Below are 22,528 nucleotides of genomic sequence, written 5' to 3' on the forward strand. Positions count from 1 at the left end.
TTTTCTATCCTGCAGAACTGAGGCATGAGCGTCAGGCACGCAGCTTAATAAGAAGGCAGTTAGTAAAACGTAAATTATCCGTTTATTGCTGTGTTGAATCACTATGTAAAGTTCATCAATTTTTAATTAAATACATATATTTTCTGGATTAATGCTCAGTTTAACGAGCAATAATCATTTAATTAAAATTTCTTTAAACACAATGAGTACAAAGATGTTAGTCTTATAACAAAAGAAAACACGTCATGAACTATAAAAAGTATTTAAACGGATGTCTATCTGACAATAACGATTCAGCCAAAGTTATCGCTGCTCTGCTGGCAGGTGTAGCGGTAGGTGCTGCAATAGGAATACTATTTGCTCCGGACAGCGGCTCTGAAACGAGAAGTCAGATTTCCGATAAGGCAAAAGACCTGGCAAGTACAGTTAAAGATAAGGTACAAACTGCCAAAGATTCCCTATCGGTAAAAGCAGATGAGTTGAAACATTCTGCAAATGATGCTTTAGATAAAGCAAAGGAAAAATACACGAAAGCTACAAACGACGCTACTGATGCGACGGAAGGAGCTATTTAAGATTGATATAAAAAAACCCGGACTATTAATAACAGTCCGGGTTTTTTTATGCGTTTAACAGCGCTCGGTCAAGATGTACGTATCCTCCGTCGACGTACGTTATCTGGCCTGTTGTATGGCTCGACAAAGGCGAAAGTAAAAAGGCAGAAGCATTGCCTATTTCATCCAGTGTAGTCATCCGCTGCCCCAAAGGAATATTAGCGACTATGGATTTAAGCGCCTTTTCCGGATCTTCTACTGTCTGAATCCACCGCTCATAAAGAGGAGTCCAGCATTCAGCGATAACAATCGCGTTAACTCTAATATTATACTTCAGCAATTCGACAGCCCACTCTCTCGTCAAAGCGTTTCTTCCACCATTTGAAGCAGCATATCCGGAAGTGCCTCCCTGTCCGGTATCGGCAGTCTTTGAACTAATATTCAAGATCGCTCCCTGCGTTTCTTTCAAATATGGGACGGCGTAGTGTGCCATCATATAGTAATGAATCAGATTTTTATGCAGAGAAGAAATGAACGAGTCGAAGTCGCCATGTTCCAAACCTACACCGTCATTTTCGCCAGCATTATTGACCAGTCCGTCGATTCGTCCGAAGGCGGAGTAAACGGCGTCAACAGCCCTTTTACAAGCTTGCGGATCTTTCAGATCGGTTTCGATTTGAAAAGCAGCCCCCCCTGCCTCTTCTATTTCTGCTATAGTCTTTAAACTTTCAGACGCTGTTCTGCTTACGATAGCAGGTATTGCGCCCTCGCGCGCTAACGCGAGGGAGATACCTTTCCCAATGCCTCTGGCGCCTCCGGTAACAATGACTACCTTATCCTTTAATTTCAGATCCATAAATTGGTTGGTTTAATGGTATTTATCCCCTGGAAGCTTCATATGCTTTAACAGTCTGCTTTGAAACACCCAGCCCGTCGATTCCCAGTTCTACTACGTCTCCGTGTTTCAGGAATACCGGCGGCGTGAAGCCAAGACCGACTCCCGCAGGTGTACCTGTGGAGATGATATCCCCCGGAAGCAATGTCATAAACTGGCTGACATAGGAAACGAGGAAAGGTATTTTGAATATCAGGTTGGCAGTAGTACCATCCTGCATCATCTCTCCATTCACCTTTAGCCACAGTCGCAGATTATTGACGTCATCGATCTCGTCAGGTGTAGCAAGAAAAGGACCGGTAGGTGCAAATGTATCGCAGCCTTTTCCCTTATCCCAGGTACCGTTGCGCTCAAGCTGAAAGGCTCGCTCTGATACATCATTGTGAAGAGCATAACCAGCAATATATTGGTCAGCTTCAGCTTCTTCCACATAGGAGGCCTTTTTGCCTATAACTACTGAGAGTTCGACTTCCCAATCTGTCTTTTCAGAATTTTTCGGAATGATGATGTCATCATTCGGACCCGCAAATGATGTACTGGCCTTCATAAACAAGATAGGCTCTGAAGGAAGTGCCGCATTGGTTTCTTTTGCATGATCAGCATAGTTTAAACCAATACAGACAATTTTCGATGGTCTGGATATAGGCGCTCCGAGCCGCACTGAGTCTGAAACAACGTTCAGTTTACCTTCATTTTCATTAAGGAAAGCCTTCAGTCTGTTAAGACCGTCATTCTCAAAAAAGTTCTCATCATAATCACTCCCAAAAGCTGAAGTGTCGTATTTAACGTCGTTTATAATTACTCCGGTTTTCTCTTTTCCGGGTTCTCCGAATCTTATTAATTTCATGATCTGCTAGTTGTTTAGTTTTATAAATCCTCCATCGATGTGATAGTCATTTCCGGTAACGAACCCTGCTTCGTCAGAACACAGGTACAAAGCGAGGTTGGCAATCTCCTCCGGCTTTGCCATTCTTCCGATAGGCTGGCTTGCGGAAAGCTTTTCAAACATTTCCGTTTCCTTTCCCGGATAGTTTTTTGTTATGAAGCCGTCTACAAAAGGAGTATGCACACGGGCAGGAGAAATCGTGTTGCTGCGAATGTTGGCATTGAGATAGTCTCTCGCCACGGACATGCTCATGGCGTGAATGGCTCCCTTACTCATGGAGTAAGCAAAACGATCGGCTATTCCCACCGCCGAAGCGATAGATGCCATATGTAACATGCATCCTCCGCCATTTGCCGTCATCAATGGCGCGGCGGCATAGATGCAATTATAAGCACCCTTAACATTCACCTGATAAACCCTTTCGAAGTCAGACTCGGGACAGTTTTCGACATTTCCTACATGCGCAATACCGGCGTTATTAACCAGAATATCTATTCTACCGATAGCTTGGAACGTTGCAATGACGTCGCTCTGATTAACAACGTTGAGTCCGTAAGCCTTAGCCTGTCCGCCCTCGGCCTGAATTTCTTCTGTAACTTGTTTTCCGGACTCTTCGTTAAGCTCTATGATGTGCACAAATGCACCTTGTTTTGCAAAAACCTGCGCTATCGCCTTTCCGATACCGCTACCGCCGCCTGTAATGACGGCATGTTTATTCGTTAAACTGAACATCTCATCAAATTATAGTGAAACACCCCTTTTCCAGGGTATAAAATCATCCTGACCCAGACCCACCGCTTTAGGTACTATTTCTCCGCTGGCAACCTGGATTACATAGTCGAGCATGCGCTCGGCAGCTTGTTCGATACTTTCTTCGCCCTCAATGATTGGCCCGCAGTTGATATCAATAATATCGGGCATACGCTTGAAAAGAGCGGAATTGGTCGAAATCTTCACAACAGGTGCTACGGGATTTCCGGTAGGTGTTCCAAGCCCCGTTGTAAACAGAACTACATTAGCACCTGATCCGACAACCGCAGTGGTACTTTCGACATCACTTCCGGGGGTACAAAGAAGGTTTAAACCTGATTTACTTACCTTTTCAGGATAGTCAAGAACGTCTGTTACGGGCGATGAACCGCCTTTCTTAGCTGCACCCGCAGATTTAATAGCGTCTGTGATCAGGCCGTCTTTAATGTTTCCGGGTGACGGATTTGCATAAAATCCTGAACCGTCAGCTTCTGCCTTAGCGTTATATGTGCGCATGAGGTGCATAAACTTGTTGGCAAGGTCTTCATTTGCACAACGATCGCTTAACTCCTGTTCAACACCGCACAATTCTGGAAATTCTGCAAGTATTACGCTACCACCAGCGGAAACCAGAATATCGGAAAGCCTGCCTAAAGTTGGGTTCGCAGAGATTCCAGAAAACCCGTCTGAACCACCGCATTCGAGTCCTATACAAAGTTTAGAAAGCGGAGCCGGCTCCCGATGACAGCTGTTTGCTTCTATTAAACCTGCAAAGGTTTGCTTTATGGCCATTTGCAGCATCTTCTCTTCTGTACCAATCTGTTGTTGTTCAAGAATAAAGAGCGGCTTAGAGAAATTCGGATCCCTTTTTTCTATTTCAGATCTTAAGATACTGGCCTGGGCATGCTGGCAGCCGAGACTCAATACTGTTGCGCCCGCAACATTGGGGTGGGTAATATATCCTGCAAGCAAGCCACAAAGGGCGTCAGAATCTGTACGTGTTCCTCCACAACCGAGACTGTGATTAAGGTATTTGATACCATCAACGTTTGGGAAGATTTTGCTTAAATGGCTAGCATTTGCCGTTGGTGCGATATCGGCTTCGAGGATCTCAGCAACCGTCTTCCCAGTCTGGTACATGTTGAGAATGGCTTCAACTTCAGATTCATAGCCACGTGGCTTTCTGAATCCCAGCTTCTCTGTAAGTGCCTCTCTGATCATGTCAACATTTCTGTTTTCACAAAAAACCAAGGGGATGATAAGCCAGTAATTAGCGGTACCTACGCTTCCGTCTGCCCGATGGAAACCTTGGAAGGTAGCCGCCTCAAAGCGACCGATCTCGGGCCTGGCCCATTCTGTTTTACGCGACCCTAAATTAAAACCTTCGGATGCGTGCTCAATATTGTCAACAGTAAGTGCTGAGCCTCTTGCTATCGGCTCGCAAGCCTTTCCTACCAGCACACCATACATAAATATTGGCGCGCCAGGAGCAAAGTCTTCCAAGGCAAACTTATGCTTGGCACTCACATCTGTGGTCAGATTAAAGGTTTGCGTTCCGAATGCAATCGGAGTTCCTGCCTGAAGGTCGACCAAAGCAACGAGGACATTGTCTGTGGGATGAATTTGTATATACGTATTTTTTTTTGCTGGTTGCATTACCTTTCTTATTAGGTGCCACAAATTAAGAATAAGTGTGCTGTATATGATTCTCTGTTTTTGTCATATTATTAAAGCTTATTATCCAAAATAAGTACCATAGGGGTATATTTTGCATATATTAGCTTAATTACTGACAAGGAATGAAAGCCACACTGCTAAAAGTATCTAAAAATATTTCGCATTCTTTCAGCGCACGCAAGGATGTAAGTCCTGATATTAACAATAAATGGCACTATCACCAGGAGGTTGAACTGGTGTACTTCAAGAGCGGAACGGGGACCCAGTTCGTCGGAGACCGGATTAAACCTTTTCATTCGGGTGATATAGTACTTATAGGACCGAATTTGCCGCATCATTTCCGGTTTGACGATTCCTACTTTGATTCAAAAAGAGAACTGGCAGCAGAGGTCTATGTCATCCACTTCGGTGATGATTTTTGGGGCAAGTCATTTTTGAATTTACCTGAAAACAGGCCGCTCAAAGAGCTAATTGCACAGTCGGAACTTGGCCTCCACATAAGCGGCATAAAAAGTCATCCTGCGATTTCGCTGATCAAGGATATTGTCAAAGCAGATGGCCCCGTTAAGATCATTCTTCTTATGCAGATACTGCTTCATATTGCCGAAGCGGGCAGTATGGAGCCTCTCGCCTCTTTCGGATTTAAGCATAACATCTCGGCATCCGGCAGAGACCGGTTACAGGACATTTATAATTATTCTATCGTTAACTTCCGGCGGAAAATTCAACTAAACACCGTAGCGGAAATAGCAGGAATCAATCCTACCTCATTCTGTAAATACTTTAAATCCCGTACAAGAAAGACGTATTCGGGCTTTATTAATGAGATAAGAATTGGTTACGCCTGTAAACTACTGCTGGAAAATAAGATGAGCGTAAAAGAAATTTGTTATGAAAGTGGCTACTCCAATTTCACCAGCTTTCATTCACAATTCAAGAACATTACAGGAAAAAGCCCACTCAGCTACCGCAGGGATGTGGTAGGCGACTAAGCGTTATCGCATCTGTGGCAGCAGATTGGTTTTGGTAAACGTAGCGCTCCTGGAGATACTTTCGAACGGATCGATAGCAAAGTTCTCCTGCTCGATGATTACATTTTTAAGACCTGAAAGTCGGGCTTCCGCGAAAATCTTCCTAAAGTCAATTGAGCCGCTCCCTACTTCTGTATTTAATGCCTGATCTTTTCGGTCCATATCTTTGACATGCCATAGCTCAAACCGTCCCTTATTCTTCTTAAACAATTCTAAAGGATCTTTTCCAGCCCTGACAACCCAGTACAGATCGAGTTCAAATTTGACGAGCTTTGGATCTGTTTCGGCAAGCAGTATATCATAACCTGTGGTATCAGCAAATGGTTGAAATTCGAAAGCATGATTATGATATGCGAGCTGCAGTCCGCTCTTCTGACACTTTTCACCGGCCCGGTTAAACTTCTCTGCCAGCCGTTTATAATCATCGGCAGATGTGCGAAACTTTTCGTTAATATAGGGGATCGTCAGATAGCGGTGTTTCAAGGTTGATGCCGCGTTGATATAAGCATCGAAACGCTCCTGCTTTGATGCTGGACTCAAATACTCATCAAAATCATAATGTCCGCTGATTGCTTTAAGATCATTGGAAGCAAGTATCTCTGCAAAAGCGTTAGGATTGAAACCCCAGAAATGTTTTGACGGGCTGTATCCGAAAACTTCCACCTCCTGATAACCAGACGCTGCTATCCGCTCCATTACTTTGACAACATCCTTTGGAATTTCATCTCTTAGTGTGTATAGCTGCAAACCGATCCGCTTTTCGGGGGCGGTGCCTGCGCAAGATAATTGGGGAAGTATAGCTGTTCCAGCTGCCATCAGGACAGCTTGCTGAATGAAAGATCTTCTGTTAATCATTATATATCACAAATTTGAATGGCTTTCCTTAAAGACTCCATATTGTCTTTATGTGCCGGAATGAATTCCTGCGCGATGTAACCATTAAATCCGGTGTCTTTAATGGCTCTGATAATTGCAGGATAATATAGTTCCTGGGTATCGTCGATTTCGTGCCTCCCGGGTACTCCCGCTGTGTGATAGTGGGCGATATATTGATGATAATCACGGATGTTCTGAATGACGTTACCTTCATTTACCTGCATGTGATAAATGTCAAATAGGAGTTTGAAGTTCTCAGAGGCGAGAACCTTAGCTAACTCTGCCCCCCATGCCGTATGATCACACTGATAGTCTTTATGATCCACTTTGCTGTTCAACAATTCCATAACTAAAACAACGCCATGCTTTTCGGCGAGCGAAAGGATCTTTTTCAGTCCGGTTATGCAGTTTTTAAGTCCGGTTTCATCATCCATGCCTCTGCGATTGCCACTAAAACATATCAGATTTTTATATCCTGCTTTTGCTACGAGAGGAATCATCTCGCTATAGTTCCGAATCAGCGTTTCATGGTAACTAATTGTATTCCAGCCTTCGGTAAGGCTTATCTCCGCGCCATTACACATGGAAGAATCCAGGTTGTACTTTTTCAATATGTTCCAGTCCTTAGGACCAACGAGATCAATAGCCTTGAGACCTATTTCGTTAGCAACTTTACACAGTTCATCCAAGCTTAGATTGTTAAAACACCAGCGACATACTGAATGGTTGATATTTCCTTTTAGCTTGGCCAATTTTAGGTTAGAACCCGCGAGAGTATTTTGTGCCATAGACATGGTTGTCAGGGAGGCAGCGCCCGCTAAAATTGTTTTTATTGCAGATCTTCTGTCTTTCATAATAGCTGATTCGTTTCGGTTCCCTTTACAGGCACTTTTGTATCTTTAAAAAAGGCAATAAATAAAAGTAAGACCAGCGCTGATACGGATGCTGGAATCATCCAGATCATCGCCCAATCATGCCCGGCTGAGGTTACGTAAGCGTCTACTATAGGCCCGGATATTAAGGAACCGATCATCATTCCCACTCCATAGGTGGCGAGCGTAATCATTCCCTGAGCGGCACTTTTAAACCGTTCACCCGCATGAGAATCGGTATAAATCTGACCAGTAACGAAGAAGAAATCATAACACACTCCATGCAATACAATGCCGGCAATGAGCATCCAGTAATTCTGGTCGACGTTTCCGAAAGAGAAAAAAATGTACCGCAGCACCCAGGCCAGCATACCGATTGCAAGCATCTTCTTGACACCAAAGCGTAAGAAGAAAACCGGAATCAATAGCATAAACAAGGCTTCGGAGACCTGTCCCAACGATTGTACGGCAGCTGCCGACTTCATTCCCGCTTCATTAAGAAATAGATTGGTAAAGTTGTAATAAAAGGCCAGAGGAATGCAAATGGCAATCGACGAAAGAAAAAACAGGAGGTATGACTGATTATTCAACAACCTCAGGGCGTCCAGTCCGAGCATCTCCTTGATACTTACATTTGCGTTTCGTTGCATCGGCGGGGCCGGTGGCAGGGAGAAACTGAGCAATCCGAGTAATGCAGAGGCAGCAGCTGACATTTTAAAGGTCAGCGACAGCTGACTTGTCTGCTCCCATCCGAAATAGCCGATAGTGAGTCCTGCTATGATCCATCCAACCGTTCCTAAAACACGCACAGGCGGAAATTCGACTGCCGGATTTCTCATCTGCCGGAAGGATACGGAATTAACCAGCGCAAGCGTTGGCATATATAAGATCATATAGATCACGATAAGAGGAAAAAAGCTATCGAATGCGGAAGTTTGAGAAGCGAACCATAAGACCAAACTCCCTGCCAGATGCAATACACCCAAGATTTTTTGTGCGGAAAAGAATCGGTCTGCTACCAAGCCTATGATGAAGGGTGCAATGATAGCACCGATCGATTGAGTCAGGTACGCCATGCTTATCTGCGTTCCGGATGCGTTAAGGTTTTTAACCAGGAACGTGCCTAAGGTCACAAACCATCCTCCCCAGATAAAGAACTCGAGGAACATCATTACTGAAAGCTTAATTCGATTGGTTAGTATCATATATTGGTTTAATGTTTAGAGCTTCCTGATCCGGATATTCCGGTACCATACGTCATCGCCATGATCCTGCAAGGCGATCCTTCCCTTTTTAAATGCGGAAAATCCAGGCATGGAAGCGAACTTGCTTTTTGATACCAGGTTTTTCCAATCTGCATCCCAAAGAGTAGTTTCGACAACCTTGGTTCCATTCAGATGAAGTTCGAGATGTCCTTTATTGCTAATAATGTCTACCTTATTCCATTTACCGGGAGGGTTGACAGTTTCACGCGTGCAAGGGATTAAATCATAAAGGTCCCCGGCTCTGTGCTTGTGAATTTTTCCATCCGGATGACCGTCATTATCCAAAACCTGCATCTCCAAACCGGTACTATACGTTTCGGGATATTTGTCAGCATCCTCGTTTATATAGAAAATAACGCCGCTATTTCCGTTAACGGAGATCTTCCACTCCAGTTGCAAGTGAAAGTTTTCATATTCCTGATTGGTAACGAGGTCACCACCCGATGCACCCGCTTTTTTGGCCGACGCATCGAGATATAAGACACTGTCCTCCACAACCCAGGCTGTTCCCGGGTGGGGCTTACCATAGGCATGCCACCCATCCAACGATTTGCCGTCAAAAAGAACCTGCCAGGATTCATCAGCTTGACGTGAGGAGTCGGCATTTGAGCATCCAAAAATTGTCATAAGAGACAAAGCAGAAAACGAGAGAGCGTTCATATCTATTTGAGTGAAAGTATATAACGAACCATTTCTTTAGCATCTGTTTTAGATATCGCCGTATGGGGAGTCATTGGGATATCGCCCCATACGCCACTGCCACCGTCAATTATTTTACCGGCAAGCATTTCAATATTCTCGTCTGTGGGTTCATACTTCTCTGCTACCTCTTCATAGGCGGGACCGATAATTTTGATCTTTTCCTTATGACAACTAAGGCAGTCTGAGGATGAAATTAACTGCGCCCCTTTTTCAAACGAACCCGAAGGCGGAGCTCCGGCGCTTCGGTTGGTGCCAATGTCGTTTACATTTGTATCTGCTTCGGATTGGCGGGTTGCAGCTGCCATATCACCAGCACTCACTGAATCTCTGTTATTTCCTTGTTCAGATTGATTACCACAAGCTGTTGTCATCGCAACGGCCAGCAAAAACATTAATTTTCTCATTCAAATATATTAAGGTAGACCTAAAATACGTCTATTTAGCTTGGTGTCCATACCACTACCGGCAAAATCATCAAAAGCCTTTTCTGTTACCCGAATGATATGGTCGCTTATAAATTTTGCACCCTCCTTAGCTCCATCATTTGAATTCTTCAGCGCGCATTCCCATTCCATTACCGCCCAGCCGTCAAAATCATATGCGCTTAGTTTACTAAAGATTGCTTTAAAATCAACCTGACCATCCCCCGGAGAACGGAAGCGTCCCGCACGATCAACCCAGGGTTGATATCCGCCATATACACCCTGCTTTCCAGTGGGATTGAACTCTGCATCCTTGACATGAAATGACTTGATACGCTCATGGTAGTGATCGATATAAGAGAGGTAATCAAGGCATTGCAAGACAAAATGCGAAGGATCGTACAGAAGACAAGCCCTGGGATGGTTAGCTACTTTATCCAGAAACATTTCATAGCTAACACCGTCATGCAAGTCCTCTCCCGGATGTATTTCATAACAAACGTCCACGCCCTGCTCATCAAACGCATTCAAGATAGGCAGCCACCTGCGCGCCAGTTCCGTAAATCCCTCATCCACTAACCCTGCAGGCCGTTGAGGCCAGGGATATATCATAGGCCAGAGCAAGGCCCCGCTGAATGTGGCGTGTGCACTGAGGCCCAGGTTAGCCGAGGCCCGGGCCGCAAACATGAGCTGCTCGACGGCCCATGCAGTCCGCAACGCTGAATTATTACGGTATTTTTCAGGTGCGAAACCGTCGAATAAAGGATCATATACCGGATTAACAGCAACCAGTTGACCCTGCAGATGGGTGGATAGTTCGGTAATTTTAAGGCCTTCTTCTTCTACAACTCCTCGAATCTCATCCGCATAAGTTTGGCTTTCTGCCGCCTTTTTCAAATCTATGAAACGACTATCTGTAGTAGGGATCTGTATTCCTTCAAACCCAAGGCTTTTAGCCCATCTGCATATAGTACTCAAGCTGTTAAACGGAGCTTCCGATCCAATAAACTGTGCGATGAATACAGCTGGTCCTTTAATTGTCTTCATACTTCTAAACTAAATTCTGACCATTTTACGTCTGACTCTCCCGAGCGAATGACATTTTCGATAAATGCCATTCCCCGTACCCCTTCATCTATACCCGGAAAATCGAGATGTTCTGGTAAGGGTTCTTCATGGGCAAGAAGCGCCTTTATCGTTAATGCAAAGTTTCGATATAAGTTAGCGAATGCTTCAAGATATCCTTCAGGGTGCCCCGCCGGTGTCCGTGTATTATGAGACGCATACGAGCTTAAATAAGCGCCACCAGTGCGTAACATTTGAGCAGGTTCATCTGCCATCATGAGCTTTAGCGTATTTGCGTCGGCTTGCTGCCATTCCAGCCCACCGTGCTCTCCATAGACACGTATTTTAACGTTATTTTCCTCTCCTGTAGCTATTTGGGTTGCAATCAGCACGCCACTGGAACCATTGGAAAGCTTAAGAAGTACCGCACCATCGTCATCGAGTTTTCGACCCCGAACAACGGTATTAACATCCGCACAGAGCTTTGTCACCTGGAGTCGGCTCACATATTCTATCAGATTAAATGCATGCGTGCCGATATCCCCCATAGCACCCGCTTTTCCGCTCCTGGCGGGATCCGTTCTCCAGGCTGCCTGCTTGTTCATACCTGAGCCCTCTTCAAAGCGGCTCAGCCAACCTTGCGGATACTCTGCATACACCTTCGTGATGTTCCCCAATTTGCCGGAAGTCACGATTTGCCTGGCCTCTTTTACCATGGGATAACCGGTATAGGTGTGAGTCAGACATAATAACTGACCTGTACGCTTACAAATTTCTTTTAACTGGAGCGCCTCAGAGAGAGAGAAAGTGGCTGGCTTATCGAGAATGACGTGAAAGCCATTTTCGAGGGCAAGCTTCGCCGGCTCAAAATGCAGATGATTTGGCGTTACGATGCTGATAACCTGCACCCGTTCTTCTAGTGGAAGCCGGGTCTCCTTTTCGATAAGCTGATGATAGTTCTGATATACACGGGCCTCTTGAAGAGCAAGAATTCTACCCATCTCCGTCGATTTTTCCGGATCACTGCTGAATGCACCGCATACCAGCGTATACTCATTATCCATTCTGGCCGCGATACGATGAACTGCGCCGATGAAAGCTCCCTGACCTCCGCCGATCATTCCCAGACGTAACTTCATAGTGCCCATGCTCTGTCGCCTTTATTGTAGGGAATGCATCCATCATATTTTCCGGGAACGGGTAGATAGCGCAGTGCCTGGGTCGCTCCTATTTCAGAGGTAAAAAAGCCGAGCAAGGTTAGTTGTTTCATCATGCCAAAATAATGATTAGGCTCCTCAGGCTTTTTGGCCATAGAGAATTTCTTTTGTTCTGTATCGAGTGCTGTTAAAAAGGCAGTGCGCTTTATTTTATCACTATTCATAAACGTTTGGCCATATTGCTCCTTAAAACTATCTTCCAGCGTAGACAAACCTTTAGTAAACACTTTCTGATCTTCTTTGGAGTAGCAATCCTTTACCATTACCGCCATGAATGCTCCTACCCCCGCCGCCTTTGCTCCCGGCGTGGACGTTTCAGGAAGTATTGTTTCCGCGATTTCGTCTAGCAGGCTTATTTCGTCCGTATTGAAAAGACCATCATTGCTATTTTGTGACGAGTTACAACCGGTATTCATAAAAAGCTCTGCACCGATTACGGCACCACCCACTATCCAGGCGACTTTCGCGATAGCCTCTCTTCTGTTCATCTATTTAAAGGTTTCGTTTTTTCATTTCTGTTACCGCGAAGTCTGCTGCTCTGGCCGTAAGTGCCATGTAGGTTAAAGAAGGATTTACGCAGCTTGCTGAGGTCATACAAGATCCGTCGGTAACAAACACGTTTGGAGCATCCCATACCTGGTTCCACTGATTGAGAACTGACGTCTTCCGATCTCTTCCCATTCGCGCAGTCCCCATTTCATGAATCCCCTGCCCCATGGCGTAACCTGAATCATAGGTATTAACGTCTTTCATACCAGAAACTTCCAACATCTCTTTTGCATCAAGCATCATATCCTCACGCATAGCATGTTCATTAGCTTTGATCTCGCAATCAATAGCGAGCACGGGCAACCCCCATTTATCCTTCACTGTTTTATCCAGTGAAATCATGTTCTCATGATAAGGCAAAGTCTCTCCAAAAGCGCCGAGGCCGATTCTCCACTGCCCCGGTTCACAAAGTGCATCTTTAAACTCCCCGCCTATATTAAATTCTGCAATTTCTCTTCCCCAGTTCTCCCGGCTCGCACTGCCCTGATAACCGAAGCCTCTCAGGTAGTCGCGTTTGTCGTTAAAAAGGTTTCGAAACCGGGGTATGTAAATACCATTCGGACGCCTGCCATAATAGTATTTATCATCGTATCCTTCCGCCACCCCGGAGGCACCGCATCTGAAATGGTGATCCATCAAATTATGACCGAGCTCGCCGCTGCTGCTTCCGAGGCCTCCGTCCCAGACATCCCTGGCAGAATTCATTAAAATCCAGGTGGAATTTAATGTTGATGCGCAGACAAAAACAATTTTCGAAAAGAACTCATAAGTTTGGTTGGTTTCTGCATCGAGAACTTCAACGCCTGAAGCCTTTCTGGTTTCCTTATCATAAAGAATCCGTGTAACAATAGACCAGGGTCTTAAGGTGAGATTGCCGGTTGCCATAGCTGCTGGAAGGGTAGCAGACTGAGTGCTGAAATATGCTCCGAACTGGCAACCCAGCCAGCATTTATTCTGATATTGACAATTCGTTCGTTGATGGTGTTGGGCAGTAAGGTTGGCGCTTCTGCCAATGATCATGGCGCGTGCATTTTTATAATGCGACTTAATTCGTGCAGCCACATCCTTCTCTACACAATTCATTTCCATTGGTGGCAGATATTCTCCATCTGGTAACTGAGGTAAACCGTCGGCATTTCCATTGATTCCTGCAAAACGCTCCGCATAGCTATACCAGGATGCGATGTCTTTGTAACGAATAGGCCAGTCCACTGCGATTCCTTCTTTAGCATTAGCTTCAAAATCAAGATCACTGAAGCGGTAACTTTGCCGGCCCCAGGTAAGAGATCTTCCTCCAACCTGATACCCACGGTACCAGTCAAAACGCTTCACTTCAACATAAGGGCTTTCTTTTTCATTGACCCAATAATTCAGATTGGTTTCATTTAAAGGATAGTCCCGTTTCAAAACAGGGTAATTGTCGATCATTTCCTGCGTTCGTCCCCCCCTATGTTCAAACTCCCAAGGCGCCTTGTTCGTACTTGCATAGTCCTTGATGTGTTCAATATTTCTTCCGCGTTCGAGAAGAAGTGTCTTTAGTCCCCGTTCCGTCAACTCCTTCGCTGCCCATCCACCTGATATTCCGGAACCGATTACAATCGCATCATATGATTGGTTAGCCATATTAATCTGGATATGAATAGGTCTCACTTCGGCATTGCATTAAATCGCCACTATCTATCTAGATATCACGATATGCCGAACCTTAATTTAGTTAGTTTATAACAAGCTGAACTTCTTGGAAACACAGCTCTTACAGATATAAATATAATTATTATAAAGACTTTATGACTAGAATCTTAAAAAATATGTTCCAGATATTCAATTACAGTGACATCGGTCATTTTTAGACAGAGCCTTCGTTAATAGATTAGCATTATATAACAATAGCATGCGTAGTCATTCATTAATTCAGAAATTAAACGAGTTTTGTGCTCTTCCGGACGAAATCATTCCACAGATTGTGGACGCGTTTAAAGTGATTGAACTTCCAAAAGAAAAGACAGTTTTAAGAGAAGGTTTCACAAACAGAAACGTCTACTTTCTTAAAACGGGTATTGTCAGGCGATATCATATCTCTCAGGTAGGACATCAGAAAACAACAGGCTTTATTACAGACAATACCTTCTTCACCGATCTGGATAGTTTTGAACGAAGAAAAGGATCGAGTACAACATTTAATACTGAAAGTACCTGTACCATTTACAGCATTGACTACTTTAAACTTCATGGGCTGATGGATGCCATTCCGACTGTACGGGAGGCTTTTATTAAAATGAAAGACTATTATTCCAATATCGCTATTGAGACAAAGCACTTTCTTGAAACGGCGCCGGTAGAGAGCCGTGTCAAGAAGTTGGTAGAAGAACTACCTTCGGTTATTGAGTCTTGTAGAAAAAGGGACATCATTTCTTTCCTGAGAACAAATAGCCAGACTTATAACTTCATTTTAAAAAGTCTGTTACCGCCGGGTAAAAAATAAAGGATTTAATTATTCTCTCTTATTAAGTATTTTAGCTCAGGAACAATTCTGAAGCTATGAATGCAGATACATGGGTGTACCCTATCGGACGATATCAACCACCTCTCAACTTCACGCAAGATCTTATTAAGCAATCTATATCTGTCATTGAGGCATTGCCGTCATGGCTGGACGTCTGCATCGAAAATCTGGATGAGAGTCAGTTAGAAACTGCTTACCGGCCCGAAGGCTGGACTATCGGTCAAGTTATTCATCATTTGGCAGATAGCCATATGAATGCTTACATCCGCCTTAAGCTGACACTGACCGAAACCAACCCAACAGTAAAACCTTATGACGAGAAGCTATGGGCAGAATTACCCGACAATAAATTGGTTCCTGTAAACGTATCTATAACACTTCTTCATGCTCTGCATAGACGTTGGATTGAAACGTTGAGATCAATGACGGAAGATGACTGGCAAAGAACCTATTACCATCCCGAATTGAAGGAGCAAGTCGCTCTCTGGCAAATGACTGCACACTACGCATGGCACAGCAGGCACCACATGGAACAAATCAGGACATTGCGGAAACGACGAGGCTGGTAAACTTTTTATGAAACGCAACATTCCATTAGTAATAGGTGTAACTGCCCTTTTCTTCATTCTTCTTAACTGGTACGTAATTTCAGGGATCCGTGTAGTGGTGAGTAGTCCACTTGCTGTTTACTGTTTCCTAGGTGCTATACTGTTAATTTTAATTTCACTGTCTTTTTCGCTGGTTCAAATAGGCAAGACAGGTATGACCGGCGTTTCAAAAACCGTGGCACATGCTTTCCTCCTGACTTTGGTCGGCCAGTTGGTTTTTGTCTCGGTGCTGCTGCCCATGGATATCTTTCGGGTATTAACAGCCGCTTTCACGTTTGTTTCACAAGGCAAGAGCTTCATCCCTGAAAGAAGCGTACATCTTACCGAATTTGCCATAGCGCTTTCAGGTTTGAGCTGTGTTCTTTTCGTGTACGGAATATTAAGAGGCAAATATGCATATCGCGTGATCAAACATGAACTGTTCTACAATGATCTTCCGACTGCTTTCGACGGTTTCAAAATTGTGCAGATTTCGGATATTCATGCCGGCAGCTTTGGGAACAAGAAGTCTGTTCAAAAGGGCGTGGATTTGATAAAAGCACAACAAGCAGACCTGCTTGTCTTTACCGGTGATCTGGTAAACAACAAAGCTTCCGAAATACTACCTTGGATTGACGTCTTTTCTCAAATCAGAGCCCCGTTTGGTCAATTTTCAATTCTAGGCAATCATGACTACGGCGATTATGTTCGATGGCCTGACACGATCGCCAAGCAGCGCAACCTTCAGGCACTTAAGCAATACCATGCTAAACTAGGATATCAGCTTCTGCTTGACGAGCATGTAGTTATAAGAAAAGGAAGTGACGAGGTCATTCTAGCAGGAGTGGAAAACTGGGGACTTGGCTTCGGAGAGCGTGGAGATTTGAAGAAGGCGATCAACGGCGTCAACGATAATGCTTTTAAAATTCTATTGTCACATGATCCTACACATTGGGAAACCATCGTAAAAAAACATCCCTCAAAGGTTCATCTTACATTATCCGGCCACACTCATGGCATGCAGGTGGGGCTGGAAGCACTTGGCATTAAGTGGAGCCCGGTAAAGTATCGCTACCCACACTGGGCTGGCATAGCAAACTTCAACGGGCGCTATCTCAATATCAACAGAGGTTTCGGCTTCCTCGGCTTTTCCGGAAGAGTAGGTATCTGGCCTGAGATCACCCTCATCACCTTACGAAAAAAGCAAGAGAATAGCGAAATAACTTCTGCTGTATAACTCACTGAATTTTACGCCTTCTTTACACTATATACACGTTTTCTAACTTAATTTTGCTATCTTCGCGGCAATGTTTATAACTGTAGTAACAAGCTAATCGAGTTTTTAAAACTATTTACTTGAAAATATCTGCAACCTTGTGCGGTATTTTCCGTTGTAAATGTTATAACAATAATCGAGATAAGCAAAATAGTTTATAACAATTTCCGTTAAATGTGACGATTGCGTTGCTTTAACACATTTGAATAAAAATGAGACAACTTAAAATATCCCAATCTATTACTAATCGTGAATCCCAGTCCCTGGATAAGTATCTTCACGAAATAGGAAAAGTAGATTTAATTACTGCACAAGAAGAAGTAATCCTCGCACAGAAAATTCGTGAGGGTGACCAGGCAGCATTAGAACGTTTAACAAAGACAAATCTACGTTTCGTTGTTTCTGTGGCAAAACAATATCAAAATCAGGGATTGACGCTAGGTGACCTTATAAACGAAGGTAACCTGGGACTCATCAAAGCCGCTAAGCGTTTTGATGAAACCAAAGGATTTAAATTCATATCTTATGCTGTTTGGTGGATCAGACAATCCATCCTATCAGCTGTTGCAGAACAATCACGTATAGTACGCCTTCCTTTGAACCAGATTGGTTCACTGAGCAAAATAAACAAGGCCTATTCAAAACTTGAACAGGAGTATGAGCGTCAGCCTTCTCCTGAGGAACTTGCAGACATTCTAGAAACGACAGTCGATAAAATCTCTGACTCTCTGAGTAACGCTGGTCGCCAGGTTTCTATGGATGCTCCTTTTGTACAGGGGGAAGAAAACACACTATTAGACGTGATGCAAAGTGACGATCCGGGAACAGACAGCCACTTGATCAACGATTCACTTGCTATGGAGATCAGCCGCTCGCTGGCTACTCTTTCGGAGCGTGATCGCGAAGTGCTGATCTTATTCTTCGGAATTGGAAGCAACAACCCTCTGTCATTGGAAGAAATTGGCGAGAAGTTTAATCTGACTAGAGAACGCGTTCGTCAGTTAAAAGACAAGTCGCTTCAGCGTTTAAAGCACGCTTCAAGAAGCAAAATTTTACAGTCTTACTTATAGTAGATCTTCAAATAGAGCATGCAAAAGCCGGAATTATATTTCGGCTTTTTGCGTTTCCAGCTTTTTGTGATATCTCTCCAGCAGCTCAACCAGTTCGGGAATGTTGATCGGCTTTGATATATGATCGTCCATTCCCGCAACCATGCAAGCATCTTTATCTTCTTTCATTGCGCTGGCAGTTAATGCAATTATCACAGGCTGGACGATCTCGTCGCGAGAACGTATCTTCATCGTAGTAGCCAAACCGTCGAGCCCTGGCATTTGCACATCCATCAGGATAAGATGAAAATTCTTTTTCTCCATTATCTCAAGAACCTCCAGTCCTGAACCGACTATCACGGGGTTGTAGCCTAGCTTATGAAGTATTCTATTAATCAGCATTTGATTAATCTGGTTATCCTCGGCAACCAGAATATCCATCGCATATTTTTTGCTGAATGAGTTATCCAGTAGAGATCCTTGCTTTTTACTGTCAATCGGTGTATCCCCACCCAAAAGATGCTTCTGAACAACTCTTGCCAATATACGCTGTTTTACAGGTTTGGTCAGAACCTCACAGAAAAGATCAGGAAAGTTTTTAGCAGATTCATTGCCTATGGAAGTAAGAAGCAGTATGGGAATTGAAGGAATCTGCTTCTTTACAGACAAAGCGAAGTTTATGCCATCATGTTCAGGCATCTGCATGTCGGTGATGATCATATCGTGCGCTCCACTATTGATTGCACTCAGAGCGTCCGAAACAGTTTGAAAATCATCAACATCTAAATTCCACTGTCTTAACTGAAGGGTCAACACTTTCAGGTTCGTGGTGTTGTCGTCGAGGATCAGAATTTTCTTTCCATGGATCGAGTCGGCTAAAAGAGGCTCTCCCTGTTCTTGTTTGCCGCGTTGACAAACAATATCAAAGCTAAAAGTAGAGCCTTTACCAAGCTTGCTACTTACTTGGACCACACCACCCATAAGCTTAATCAGACGCATGGAGATTGCAAGACCCAAACCACTACCCCCATATTTCCTCGTCGTTGAGGAATCTAATTGCGAGAAGGCATTGAACAAGTTATTATGAAACTCTTCCGGTATTCCAATCCCTGTATCACTTACTTCAAATAGCAGGCTGATGTCATCTCCCTGCGAACCCCTCCCTTGCTTAACCGAAAGAAATACCTCTCCAGAATGGGTGAACTTTACAGCATTCCCTACCAGATTGATTAGTACTTGAGAAAGGCGCTGGCTATCCCCCACCAGCGAGTTGGCTATGCCATTGTCAATTTGAAATACTAAATCGATTCCCTGCTGGGCGGCCTTCCACGCAAATACATCCATCACATCTTCAATTAGAGTACGAAGATGAAATTCATGCGGATCAAGTTCCATTTTACCGGATTCAATTTTGGAAAAATCAAGAATATCATTGATTACTGCTAACAAGCTCTCACCGCTACTTTTAATAGTTTTGGCATATTCTCGTTGTTCATTATCAAGTTCCGTGTCATACAATAAAGAAGCCATTCCCAAAACGCCATTCATAGGTGTACGTATCTCGTGGCTCATTGTCGCCAGAAAGACACTCTTCGCCTGATTTGCCTTGTCCGCTTCCTTTCGCGCTTCTGCCTCATGTTCTCGCTGAACATTCAGCTTTTCATTAAGGTCATGCAAATAATTAGCCTGCTGCTGAATTTCTTCTGATTGCGATTGCAGCTCTTCATTCGTCGCCTGAAGTCGTTCAGACTGCTCTTGGATCTCTTCTGCCTGTGCATACACCTCACGGGTTCGTTGCTTAACCAATCGTTCCAAAACTGCTTTTTGTCTCCTTATAACCTTGACCCTAAAACGATAGACTCCGTAAATACTACCGCTAACGAGAATAAATATTAAGATATTAAACCATAGTGACTTCCAGAATACCGGAATTATGCGGATCTGCATGATCGCCCCCTGATCGTTCCAAATACCCTCGTTATTAGATGCCTTAACGACAAATGTATAGTCCCCCTGTGGTAGGTTAGAGAAGGCAACTGTACGCTGACTACCTAAAGGAACCCAGCTATCATGCAAGCCAATCATCTTGTATGCATACTGATTATTCTCAGACGCAATCATATTAAGCGCTGCGAACTCAAGCGAGAAGGTGGACTGGTTGGCATTAAGCGTAATGTGTGTCGTTTCCGTAATGCTATGTTCCAAAGGAGATTGCTCGTCCCGGGGTGACACGGGCTTATTGAAAATATTGAATCCCGTAAACACAACATTAGGAACCAAAGTATTTGTTACGAGTTCATTTGTGCGAATAACATTAAACCCGTTGGTTCCACCAAAATAAATCGCCCCATCGGAGCCTTTTAGACTGGCATCTTGCTTAAATTCAAGCCCCTGAAGCCCGTATGCCAGACCGTAATTTGTTGACTTTGCGCTTAAAACATTGTATCGTGTAAGGCCATTATTTGAACTAATCCAAAGATCTCCTGCCCGGTCTTCAACTATTCCATGTATATAGTCGTTGGCAAGCCCTTTCTTTTTATTGAGCAGACCAAAAGTCCCACTCTTCCGGTTGAATAAGTTGATTCCACCACCAGCTGTTCCTACCCAAAGATTCTTTTTCGAATCCAGCAAGATACAGGTTACAATATCATTACTTAAGGATGTGTTATCACCATTCTTATGTATGTATCGTTTAAAATCGCCTGTAGGGACATTTAAGAGATAGAGGCCCTGTTCCGTTCCGAGCCACATATTCCCGTCATAGTCTTCATTTAACGTGTAAATGAGCGCCTCATTTGTCTTTTGCAGATCCCGGGCAATAGAATATCGGGTCATTTTTCTGGTGTTCTTATTGAACTTATTTAATCCACCTGCCCAAGTCGCTATCCAAACATTATTTTTACTATCCAGAAAAATTTTAAAGATCCGGTTATCCGACAACGAATTTGGATTGAGCGGATCCTTCCTGAAATTGGTGAACTTACCGGTTTTAATATCCAGAATGTCCATTCCGCCTTCAAATGAGCCGAACGCCATCGAATCTTTGCCTACGCGCGCAACGCAGTAAATGTTATTATCAGAAAGGCCATTTTTCTGATTCTCCGTATGCTGATAGTGCTTAAATGTCTTTTTTAAAGGATCGAAAAAATCTACACCTCCCTCGGTTGCAATCCATATGTGCTTGCTATCGTCTTCTGCGAATCCCTTTACTCCCGCATTTCGGAGAGTATTCACCCGGTAGGGTATCGGCTTATAATGAATAAACTTGTCTGCATTTCTGGTGATGTAACTGACGCCGCCACTATTGGTTCCCAGCCATACGATTCCTGAGGGGTCATGATATATTGAGCGTACGATATTGTGTGAAATTGTGCTCTCATCAAAGCTATCGTGTTTGTATTGTTCAAACTTATTCCTGACATGGTCATAAATAATTAATCCGTCTGATTCAGTACCGATCCATAAACGACCATCACCGCCCATCTTCATTGTAATCAGGTTATTGCTTGGTAGTCGTGAATTCTTATTATCTTTACCAACTTCAACAAACTGACCTGTACGCTGATCGAGTTTGAACAAACCTCTGCCCTCATATGCAACCCATATATAGCCGTTGCGTTCCTGTACTATTCCTTTGACTGATCCAGGTGAATGGTATAAATTTTCATTGGTAGCAAGATACCGTCTTATCTTTCTAGTCTTTAGGTCAAGTTTGTTCAGTCCCCCCGTCGTTCCAATCCAGATATTATCGTTATCAAACTGGCAAAGAACGTTAATATCATTATTACTAATGGATTCAGAATCAGAAACATTGTAATAGAAACTATTAAACTGACCCTTTTCAGGGTCAAAAAGAAAGAGTCCTTCTTTCGTACCGATCCACATCCGCCCGTCAAAATCCTGAAGTATCGTCTTTACATAAGTATCAGTTCTGTGCGGTCGATAATGCTTAAAAGAATCACTTGCCGGATCGTAGAGATCAAGTCCCGAAGATGTACCCACCCATATTCGTCCCCGCCAATCCACATAAACAACACTCACATAGCTACTGCTCAGGCTTGTCTTGTCTTCTCTGTCGTATTGATAGGTCCTAAACTGATATCCGTCATATCGGTTCAGTCCATCGCGGGTGGCAAACCACAAAAACCCTTTCTCATCCTTCGCTATACTGGTTACGTTACTTTGCGACAAACCACTCTTCGTTGTAAGCCTCTTAAATGTGAATGGGCTCTGTGCCTGAACTGATATGATTCCTAAATAGCAAAAGAATAATGTACAAAGAGTGTGATAAAGGCTAGGATGGTTAGGCATGGGAACAAATTAGGGCCAAAATCTCGCGTGAATCGTTTGTC

Annotated in this window: 20 protein-coding genes; 6 read left to right on the forward strand and 14 right to left on the reverse strand. The window is 43.8% G+C overall.

Features of this window, described 5'->3' with window-relative positions:
* Positions 1 to 245 precede the first annotated feature (245 nt).
* Entirely contained in the window at positions 246 to 575 is a 330-nt protein-coding gene (locus ACKI5J_RS06530; RefSeq protein WP_407427731.1) for a YtxH domain-containing protein, read from the forward strand.
* Between the two features lie 46 nt (positions 576 to 621).
* Here ACKI5J_RS06530 and ACKI5J_RS06535 read toward each other — a convergent pair whose 3' ends face one another.
* Genes ACKI5J_RS06535 through ACKI5J_RS06550 form a run of 4 tightly spaced genes read right to left on the reverse strand, consistent with a single transcriptional unit; the run spans position 622 to position 4,741 of the window.
* Positions 622 to 1,410 (reverse strand): SDR family oxidoreductase, encoded by a 789-nt coding sequence (locus tag ACKI5J_RS06535; protein WP_407427733.1) that lies wholly within the window; start codon positions 1,408 to 1,410, stop codon positions 622 to 624.
* A 22-nt stretch (positions 1,411 to 1,432) separates the two neighbouring features.
* Complete coding sequence (locus tag ACKI5J_RS06540; RefSeq protein ID WP_407427735.1) at positions 1,433 to 2,296, reverse strand: fumarylacetoacetate hydrolase family protein; 864 nt, start codon at positions 2,294 to 2,296, stop codon at positions 1,433 to 1,435.
* Between the two features lie 6 nt (positions 2,297 to 2,302).
* Positions 2,303 to 3,067 (reverse strand): SDR family NAD(P)-dependent oxidoreductase, encoded by a 765-nt coding sequence (locus ACKI5J_RS06545; protein WP_407427737.1) that lies wholly within the window; start codon positions 3,065 to 3,067, stop codon positions 2,303 to 2,305.
* Positions 3,068 to 3,076: 9 nt separating this feature from the next.
* Complete coding sequence (locus ACKI5J_RS06550; RefSeq protein ID WP_407427739.1) at positions 3,077 to 4,741, reverse strand: UxaA family hydrolase; 1,665 nt, start codon at positions 4,739 to 4,741, stop codon at positions 3,077 to 3,079.
* Between the two features lie 143 nt (positions 4,742 to 4,884).
* On the opposite strand from ACKI5J_RS06550, the gene ACKI5J_RS06555 reads away from it, so the two are divergent.
* A complete protein-coding gene (locus tag ACKI5J_RS06555; RefSeq protein WP_407427741.1) occupies positions 4,885 to 5,754 on the forward strand; it encodes an AraC family transcriptional regulator in 870 nt (289 codons plus the stop codon).
* 3 nt (positions 5,755 to 5,757) lie between these two features.
* On the opposite strand, the gene ACKI5J_RS06560 is transcribed toward ACKI5J_RS06555, so the two are convergent.
* From ACKI5J_RS06560 to ACKI5J_RS06600, 9 genes are read right to left on the reverse strand one after another with little or no spacing between them, the layout of a single operon-like run.
* Positions 5,758 to 6,648, reverse strand: a complete 891-nt coding sequence (locus tag ACKI5J_RS06560; protein WP_407427743.1) for a sugar phosphate isomerase/epimerase family protein — start codon at positions 6,646 to 6,648, stop codon at positions 5,758 to 5,760.
* A complete protein-coding gene (locus tag ACKI5J_RS06565) occupies positions 6,648 to 7,523 on the reverse strand; it encodes a hydroxypyruvate isomerase family protein (RefSeq protein ID WP_407427745.1) in 876 nt (291 codons plus the stop codon). Before ACKI5J_RS06565 ends, ACKI5J_RS06560 begins: the two co-directional genes overlap by 1 nt.
* On the reverse strand, positions 7,520 to 8,746 hold the full coding sequence (locus tag ACKI5J_RS06570) for a nucleoside permease (RefSeq protein WP_407427747.1): 1,227 nt from the start codon (positions 8,744 to 8,746) through the stop codon (positions 7,520 to 7,522). The genes ACKI5J_RS06565 and ACKI5J_RS06570 overlap by 4 nt, the downstream gene beginning before the upstream one ends.
* A 15-nt stretch (positions 8,747 to 8,761) precedes the next feature.
* Positions 8,762 to 9,466 (reverse strand): DUF1080 domain-containing protein, encoded by a 705-nt coding sequence (locus ACKI5J_RS06575; protein WP_407427749.1) that lies wholly within the window; start codon positions 9,464 to 9,466, stop codon positions 8,762 to 8,764.
* Positions 9,467 to 9,468: 2 nt separating this feature from the next.
* Positions 9,469 to 9,912, reverse strand: a complete 444-nt coding sequence (locus tag ACKI5J_RS06580) for a c-type cytochrome (RefSeq protein WP_407427751.1) — start codon at positions 9,910 to 9,912, stop codon at positions 9,469 to 9,471.
* A 9-nt stretch (positions 9,913 to 9,921) separates the two neighbouring features.
* On the reverse strand, positions 9,922 to 10,977 hold the full coding sequence (locus tag ACKI5J_RS06585; protein ID WP_407427753.1) for a sugar phosphate isomerase/epimerase family protein: 1,056 nt from the start codon (positions 10,975 to 10,977) through the stop codon (positions 9,922 to 9,924).
* On the reverse strand, positions 10,974 to 12,143 hold the full coding sequence (locus tag ACKI5J_RS06590; RefSeq protein WP_407427755.1) for a Gfo/Idh/MocA family protein: 1,170 nt from the start codon (positions 12,141 to 12,143) through the stop codon (positions 10,974 to 10,976). Before ACKI5J_RS06590 ends, ACKI5J_RS06585 begins: the two co-directional genes overlap by 4 nt.
* Complete coding sequence (locus ACKI5J_RS06595) at positions 12,131 to 12,700, reverse strand: gluconate 2-dehydrogenase subunit 3 family protein (RefSeq protein ID WP_407427757.1); 570 nt, start codon at positions 12,698 to 12,700, stop codon at positions 12,131 to 12,133. Before ACKI5J_RS06595 ends, ACKI5J_RS06590 begins: the two co-directional genes overlap by 13 nt.
* Positions 12,701 to 12,704: 4 nt before the next feature.
* On the reverse strand, positions 12,705 to 14,384 hold the full coding sequence (locus ACKI5J_RS06600; protein ID WP_407427759.1) for a GMC oxidoreductase: 1,680 nt from the start codon (positions 14,382 to 14,384) through the stop codon (positions 12,705 to 12,707).
* 268 nt (positions 14,385 to 14,652) lie between these two features.
* Between ACKI5J_RS06600 and ACKI5J_RS06605 the strand changes: the two genes are divergently transcribed.
* The 4 genes from ACKI5J_RS06605 to ACKI5J_RS06620 all read left to right on the forward strand — a co-directional run bounded on the left by ACKI5J_RS06605 (position 14,653) and on the right by ACKI5J_RS06620 (position 18,197).
* The gene (locus tag ACKI5J_RS06605; RefSeq protein WP_407427761.1) at positions 14,653 to 15,243 is read left to right on the forward strand and encodes a Crp/Fnr family transcriptional regulator; all 591 of its coding nucleotides are present in this window, start codon (positions 14,653 to 14,655) and stop codon (positions 15,241 to 15,243) included.
* Between the two features lie 56 nt (positions 15,244 to 15,299).
* Positions 15,300 to 15,833 (forward strand): YfiT family bacillithiol transferase, encoded by a 534-nt coding sequence (locus ACKI5J_RS06610; RefSeq protein WP_407427763.1) that lies wholly within the window; start codon positions 15,300 to 15,302, stop codon positions 15,831 to 15,833.
* A 7-nt stretch (positions 15,834 to 15,840) separates the two neighbouring features.
* Positions 15,841 to 17,088 (forward strand): metallophosphoesterase, encoded by a 1,248-nt coding sequence (locus ACKI5J_RS06615; protein ID WP_407427765.1) that lies wholly within the window; start codon positions 15,841 to 15,843, stop codon positions 17,086 to 17,088.
* A gap of 251 nt (positions 17,089 to 17,339) precedes the next feature.
* The gene (locus ACKI5J_RS06620; RefSeq protein WP_106295365.1) at positions 17,340 to 18,197 is read left to right on the forward strand and encodes an RNA polymerase sigma factor RpoD/SigA; all 858 of its coding nucleotides are present in this window, start codon (positions 17,340 to 17,342) and stop codon (positions 18,195 to 18,197) included.
* A gap of 33 nt (positions 18,198 to 18,230) precedes the next feature.
* Here the strand turns inward: ACKI5J_RS06620 and ACKI5J_RS06625 are convergent, their stop codons facing one another.
* On the reverse strand, positions 18,231 to 22,367 hold the full coding sequence (locus ACKI5J_RS06625; RefSeq protein WP_407427768.1) for a two-component regulator propeller domain-containing protein: 4,137 nt from the start codon (positions 22,365 to 22,367) through the stop codon (positions 18,231 to 18,233).
* Between the last annotated feature and the right edge of the window lie 161 nt (positions 22,368 to 22,528).

This window comes from Arcticibacter sp. (genome assembly GCF_045629565.1).
GTDB lineage: Bacteria > Bacteroidota > Bacteroidia > Sphingobacteriales > Sphingobacteriaceae > Arcticibacter.

Excerpts from the sequence above, each read along its gene's own strand:
- ACKI5J_RS06605 (WP_407427761.1), top strand. The coding sequence starts at position 14,653 with ATGCGTAGTCATTCATTAATTCAGAAATTAAACGAGTTTTGTGCTCTT.
- ACKI5J_RS06575 (WP_407427749.1), bottom strand. The coding sequence starts at position 9,466 with ATGAACGCTCTCTCGTTTTCTGCTTTGTCTCTTATGACAATTTTTGGA.
- ACKI5J_RS06595 (WP_407427757.1), bottom strand. The coding sequence starts at position 12,700 with ATGAACAGAAGAGAGGCTATCGCGAAAGTCGCCTGGATAGTGGGTGGT.
- ACKI5J_RS06570 (WP_407427747.1), bottom strand. The coding sequence starts at position 8,746 with ATGATACTAACCAATCGAATTAAGCTTTCAGTAATGATGTTCCTCGAG.
- ACKI5J_RS06535 (WP_407427733.1), bottom strand. The coding sequence starts at position 1,410 with ATGGATCTGAAATTAAAGGATAAGGTAGTCATTGTTACCGGAGGCGCC.
- ACKI5J_RS06615 (WP_407427765.1), top strand. The coding sequence starts at position 15,841 with ATGAAACGCAACATTCCATTAGTAATAGGTGTAACTGCCCTTTTCTTC.
- ACKI5J_RS06550 (WP_407427739.1), bottom strand. The coding sequence starts at position 4,741 with ATGCAACCAGCAAAAAAAAATACGTATATACAAATTCATCCCACAGAC.
- ACKI5J_RS06565 (WP_407427745.1), bottom strand. The coding sequence starts at position 7,523 with ATGAAAGACAGAAGATCTGCAATAAAAACAATTTTAGCGGGCGCTGCC.
- ACKI5J_RS06620 (WP_106295365.1), top strand. The coding sequence starts at position 17,340 with ATGAGACAACTTAAAATATCCCAATCTATTACTAATCGTGAATCCCAG.
- ACKI5J_RS06580 (WP_407427751.1), bottom strand. The coding sequence starts at position 9,912 with ATGAGAAAATTAATGTTTTTGCTGGCCGTTGCGATGACAACAGCTTGT.
- ACKI5J_RS06585 (WP_407427753.1), bottom strand. The coding sequence starts at position 10,977 with ATGAAGACAATTAAAGGACCAGCTGTATTCATCGCACAGTTTATTGGA.
- ACKI5J_RS06540 (WP_407427735.1), bottom strand. The coding sequence starts at position 2,296 with ATGAAATTAATAAGATTCGGAGAACCCGGAAAAGAGAAAACCGGAGTA.
- ACKI5J_RS06590 (WP_407427755.1), bottom strand. The coding sequence starts at position 12,143 with ATGGGCACTATGAAGTTACGTCTGGGAATGATCGGCGGAGGTCAGGGA.
- ACKI5J_RS06545 (WP_407427737.1), bottom strand. The coding sequence starts at position 3,067 with ATGTTCAGTTTAACGAATAAACATGCCGTCATTACAGGCGGCGGTAGC.
- ACKI5J_RS06560 (WP_407427743.1), bottom strand. The coding sequence starts at position 6,648 with ATGATTAACAGAAGATCTTTCATTCAGCAAGCTGTCCTGATGGCAGCT.
- ACKI5J_RS06555 (WP_407427741.1), top strand. The coding sequence starts at position 4,885 with ATGAAAGCCACACTGCTAAAAGTATCTAAAAATATTTCGCATTCTTTC.
- ACKI5J_RS06610 (WP_407427763.1), top strand. The coding sequence starts at position 15,300 with ATGAATGCAGATACATGGGTGTACCCTATCGGACGATATCAACCACCT.
- ACKI5J_RS06600 (WP_407427759.1), bottom strand. The coding sequence starts at position 14,384 with ATGGCTAACCAATCATATGATGCGATTGTAATCGGTTCCGGAATATCA.
- ACKI5J_RS06530 (WP_407427731.1), top strand. The coding sequence starts at position 246 with ATGAACTATAAAAAGTATTTAAACGGATGTCTATCTGACAATAACGAT.